At 61.5% G+C, this 4,499-nt stretch carries 5 protein-coding genes and 2 pseudogenes; 2 read left to right on the forward strand and 5 right to left on the reverse strand.

Features of this window, described 5'->3' with window-relative positions; all coding sequences use genetic code 11:
• Positions 1 to 128: 128 nt before the first annotated feature.
• Positions 129 to 428, forward strand: a pseudogene (locus B7R22_RS18150) (ATP-binding protein); the annotation flags it as partial.
• A 62-nt stretch (positions 429 to 490) separates the two neighbouring features.
• Here B7R22_RS18150 and B7R22_RS18155 read toward each other — a convergent pair.
• The 5 genes and pseudogenes from B7R22_RS18155 to B7R22_RS18175 all read right to left on the reverse strand — a co-directional run.
• Positions 491 to 703: pseudogene (locus B7R22_RS18155) on the reverse strand (recombinase family protein); the annotation flags it as partial.
• A gap of 116 nt (positions 704 to 819) precedes the next feature.
• Positions 820 to 1,629: a maleylpyruvate isomerase N-terminal domain-containing protein gene (locus B7R22_RS18160; RefSeq protein ID WP_116413099.1), complete on the reverse strand. Its 810-nt coding sequence runs from the start codon at positions 1,627 to 1,629 to the stop codon at positions 820 to 822.
• Between the two features lie 98 nt (positions 1,630 to 1,727).
• On the reverse strand, positions 1,728 to 2,369 hold the full coding sequence (locus tag B7R22_RS18165; RefSeq protein ID WP_116413100.1) for an NAD(P)-dependent oxidoreductase: 642 nt from the start codon (positions 2,367 to 2,369) through the stop codon (positions 1,728 to 1,730).
• A 76-nt stretch (positions 2,370 to 2,445) separates the two neighbouring features.
• Positions 2,446 to 3,099: a peroxiredoxin-like family protein gene (locus B7R22_RS18170; protein WP_116413101.1), complete on the reverse strand. Its 654-nt coding sequence runs from the start codon at positions 3,097 to 3,099 to the stop codon at positions 2,446 to 2,448.
• Positions 3,100 to 3,279: 180 nt separating this feature from the next.
• The gene (locus tag B7R22_RS18175; RefSeq protein ID WP_116413102.1) at positions 3,280 to 4,029 is read right to left on the reverse strand and encodes an SDR family NAD(P)-dependent oxidoreductase; all 750 of its coding nucleotides are present in this window, start codon (positions 4,027 to 4,029) and stop codon (positions 3,280 to 3,282) included.
• 87 nt (positions 4,030 to 4,116) lie between these two features.
• Here B7R22_RS18175 and B7R22_RS19370 point away from each other — a divergent pair, with 87 nt between their 5' ends.
• Positions 4,117 to 4,287 (forward strand): hypothetical protein, encoded by a 171-nt coding sequence (locus tag B7R22_RS19370; protein WP_172582552.1) that lies wholly within the window; start codon positions 4,117 to 4,119, stop codon positions 4,285 to 4,287.
• The last annotated feature ends 212 nt before the right edge of the window (positions 4,288 to 4,499 follow it).

The raw sequence follows: 4,499 nt of genomic DNA on the forward strand, positions 1-4,499 counted from the left end.
AGTGCAAACCCATCGAATGCAAATGCCGAATCTTTGCCCAGTCATCCAAATTGATCACCTTCCATAGTGGCTAGGTGGCCCTGTTTTCAATCGGCAGAAACGGCATCACATTCGGTCGGCGTCAACAGCCCACGCTCCTCATCATTGACGAGCTGGGCTACCTCCCGCTGCCTGGCGAGGCCGCCTCGGCACTATTTCAGGTCATCAACCAGCGGTACTTGAAGACCTCGATCGTGATCACCACGAACCGGCCCGTCGGAGCATGGGGGCAGATCCTCGGCGACACCACCGTCGCCGCCGCAATGCTCGACCGACTCCTACACCGATCCGTCGTCGTCACCCTCGACGGAGCGTCCTACCGGCTCCGCAACCACCACGCCGCCGCCGAGCAACTCCGACGCGTCACCACCGGCACAAACCTGCGCTAACCTACCCACGCGACCCGGGGAACTTCGATGAACAACTCTGGGGAATTTCGCTGAGCGCCGTCAGTAGACCGGCCCAAACGATCAAGCGTCGTCACCACCAGAGTGTCACCGTCATGCAACGCCGACACCGCCCGATCAAACTCCGGCCGGCTCGCCCTGGCCCCACTCACCCCATGATCGACATACAGGTCGTCGCGGCGCACCCCAGCGCCGAGGAGATCTTGCTCTTGCCGGTCGGTGTCCTGGTTCTTCGTCGACACCCGCGCATACCCGACCCTGGTGGAGGGCGCCGGGTATTTCTTCGCTCGTCAACCGTTGAGGGAACGCCCAAGCAACGGTCCAGCCGCTGCAAACGTCGGGCTGGACCGCGCAGATCGGGAGCTCTGTCCGTTCAGTAGCCCCGGAATACGTGGCGGAGCAGGTCGAGATCGGCTGCGCCCGTGGCGGTGATGCCGCTCGGTGTGTGCCGCGGATCGAGACGGCCCGAGGCGAGTCGCAGCCACGCTTCGGCGGGAAGGGTGAGGGTGCCAGAACTCGCCGCGACGCTACCGGCCGAGGTGTCGGGTTCGAAGTCGATACTCACACGCTCGGCGAGCTGCAATGCAAACACCTTCGACGGGTTGGTGGTGATGATCGCGAGCAACTCTTGCCGCCCGCCCAGCTGATCGGTTTTGCTGATGATGCCGAGCAGATCGCCGCTTGAGCCCAGCAGTTCTTCGGTTGCCTCGGGCGCGAGGGTGACCGTTTCATCAAAGCCCACCCGGGCATCCCACGCGTGCAAAGTCTGTTCATTCAGTCGCATGCGCACTGCGGTGGCAACATCGACCGGTGCGGGCAGAAAACCCATATCGATGCGCAGATCCTCGCGCGTGTCGGCATCGAGAGCTTCGTAGGCCTCGACCAGAGCCGCACTTGCCGCCACGAAACCATCGGCTCTTTGACGGGGTGCCATCGCGTTCCATTCGTCCCACACCGACTGGTTAAAGTCACGCCCTCGCCTCGCCTCGCCCGCCAGCGCGGCTTCGAGCGTGGCCAACCCGAGGATCGACCCGCTGCCCAGGTGGCTCAGCACCCCCGAGACATCCCACTCAGAAGCGCCAGAGGCGTGTGAGAGATCCTTGTCGCTCAGCGCAGAAACAAACTGCACAAGGCTTTCATGCCCAGTACGCAAAGCAGTAATCACACGGTCAGCACCGGTCATCAGTAAGTCCCTCTTCCCAAATCAGGTAATTGCAGCATACGCAACCGTCCGCTGCGCTCGTAATTCTCTAGCGGCCCAGTCAAAGCCCGGGGCCCGGGTTAGTTTGCTACCCCGAAGTGTTGGCGCGAATGCGAGGGGGTTTCGATCTCGTCGACGATTGCTGTGGCGAAGTCTGCCCCGGATATCGTGGAGGACCCGTCAGCCTCGTAGATGGCAACGTTCCCATTGGTGCGGTAACGGCCCAGTTTCTCGCCGGGCGCGTACGACCCGTATCCGGCAGCTGGGCTTATGTAAAACCAGTCCAACCCCGGCTCCGAGTTGTTCTCCAGATCGTCTACCACCTCAGCCATCACCCGCGCCGCGAGTGCGAACTGGGGTGGCACATCCCCGGTGTACGCGAAACGCTCCGCCCCAGGGGCCGAGCGCAGAGCGCTGTACCCACCAACGATTCCTATCCGCTTACCTTTCGTTGCGGCTAACCTGCTGAGCTCGGAATACACACCCCGTAGTCCGGCTTCGAGTTCCCCAGCGGGGGCGAGGGCTCCGATGACCACGTCGGAGGCGTCTACTAAACCAGCCAATTGATCCGAGATTGCACCCGTGAGATACCGGGCTCCTTCGACGGGTGCCTCGGGCGCATGTCGGCTGAACGAGGTCACCTCATGGCCTCGGCTAACCGCCTCACGCGCAACGTTACGACCGGTGTACCCGGTCCCTCCAAGGATGGTAATTGACGTCATCTTTCCCTTTCACGGCAATATTGCCGTAACTCAAGTAGTCGTAAAAGAAACCGCGTCTCAGTTTCCCGCTGGTGTCTCAGAGCCCGAGTTGGTTGAGGGCATGGAGTATGTCGGCGGGTTCTGTGCGGGTGGTGGGGTCCACGTGCACGTCAAGGAATCGAAGAATGCCGTCCCCGTCGACGATCGCGGCGGTCGGGAAGAGGATGTCGGTGGTGCCGTCACCGTTCATTGATGCCAGATCGAACCCGATCATCGTGTTCGTCGCGAGTTCCTCGGGGGTTGCGACATTCACGATCCCGAGGACACGTCCAAGCTGGCTACCGGAATCGGACAGAACAGTGAAGGCGAGATCATGTGTATCCTTCATGGCTTTGGAACCATCTGGGGCCTGCGAGCTGATCGCTACCAACGCCACCCCGCGGTCGGCGAGAGGTGCTGCGAGTGCAGCGTTATAGGTGCGGAGGGCGATGTTGCAGTAGGGGCACCACGCACCCCGGTAAAAGATCACCACTGCCGGGCGGTCCCTGACTGAGTCGGCGAAGGTGGTTGCCTCACCCGTTTCGGTGCGGAGGTCACCGTCTGGGAAACGGGTACCGATCTTCGCGAGACCGTCGAGCCCGGCGTCGATCTTCAACTGCCGTGCCGCCGCGAACGCGTCCTTCACTGCCGAGGGCGGGGTTGCGTTGTCCATCTCAGCTACCTGGTCGGCAATGGGAGTAGCAATTGTCATCTGTCGTTGTGCTCCTTACAATCAGTGAAAATCTGGACCGAGCGGGATCTAGTGCGTTGGAGGTTGTTCTCGAAGGGCAGCGGATTTGAGCGTTCTTTGCCCGTTTCGGGAGCACCTCACCCTCTGCACACGAAACGTGGCGGGGTTCCGATGACGACAATCCGGGAATTGTGGTTCGGGCTAGATGGCGATTCGGCCGCCGTCGACGGGCAGGATCGCGCCGAGGATGTGCCGGGCGGAGTCCGAGACGAGGAAAGCGATGGCGCCAGCAATGTCCTCTACTTCCCCCGGACGCCCGATCGGAGTGGTCGCGGCGAGCTGATCAAGACCGTCGCCCATGCCAAGGGTCCCCTCTGTGCGAGTCGGCCCCGGGCTCACCGCATTGACCCTGACCCCGTGGGGGCCGAATTCTGCAGCCCACGCTTTGGTCAGGAGCTGGAGGGCGGCCTTGCTCGCACCATAAAGCGCCATTCCGGGCATCCCGAAATTGGCGACCATCGTTGAGACGTTCACGATCGCGCCTGAACCCTGAGCGACCATCCCCGGCGCGAGCTCAGCGACAAGGACGAACGGTGCTCTCACGTTCACCGCGGCGGTCGCGTCGATCTCCGCCTCGGTCACATCCGGTGTGGGGCCGAACGGGAAAATTGCTGCATTATTGACCAAAATATCTATCCGGCCACCACCGAGTTCGCGTGCGCGGGCCGCGAGAGCTCGGACGCTTGCAGCGTCGGCGAGGTCCGCTGCAAGAAAATCTGCGGCACCACCCGCGTCGCGGATCGCTTTGACCACAAGATCGCCCCGAGTCTGATCACGCCCACTGACGATGACATGGGCGCCCTCCCCCGCAAGTCGTTCCGCGGTTGCCCGGCCGATGCCACTAGTCGATCCGGTAATCAGAGCTGTCTTACCACTGAGGTCGCTTACCATGGGTGCCTACTTTCGATTGGAATGAATACTGCAATCATGACCGAACCATAATGGAGTGACAACTACAAAAACGGTAGAGTTCTCGACATGACCGCATCCGCTACCGACACCCACACAAACCAAACCTTCACAGCCAAGGGCCTGGCAACCCGCGAACGAATCGTGGACGCTGCCAGCATGTTGATGCTCGAACACGGCCCGCAGGCCGCGAAACTCGAAAACATCCAAGCCATCGCCGGAGTTGTCGACGACTGGTGAATACTGACCCCGTGGCGTCGGTTGAATTCTGACCCCTCTGTTAGACCCTTGGAGGGTGATATCAGTGGAGAACTGGGCAGAGATTGGGTCTGTAACGTTTTCGGTGTTTCCAGCATTTTTGGTTAGTAGGTTTCTGCTGCCGGCCAGCGGTCGGCGAAGGTGATCGCGAACGCGTTCAGCGCGGGTTTCCACCGCACTGTCCAGCGTGTCCT

The organism is Subtercola boreus, assembly GCF_003399635.1.
Taxonomy (GTDB): domain Bacteria; phylum Actinomycetota; class Actinomycetes; order Actinomycetales; family Microbacteriaceae; genus Subtercola; species Subtercola boreus_B.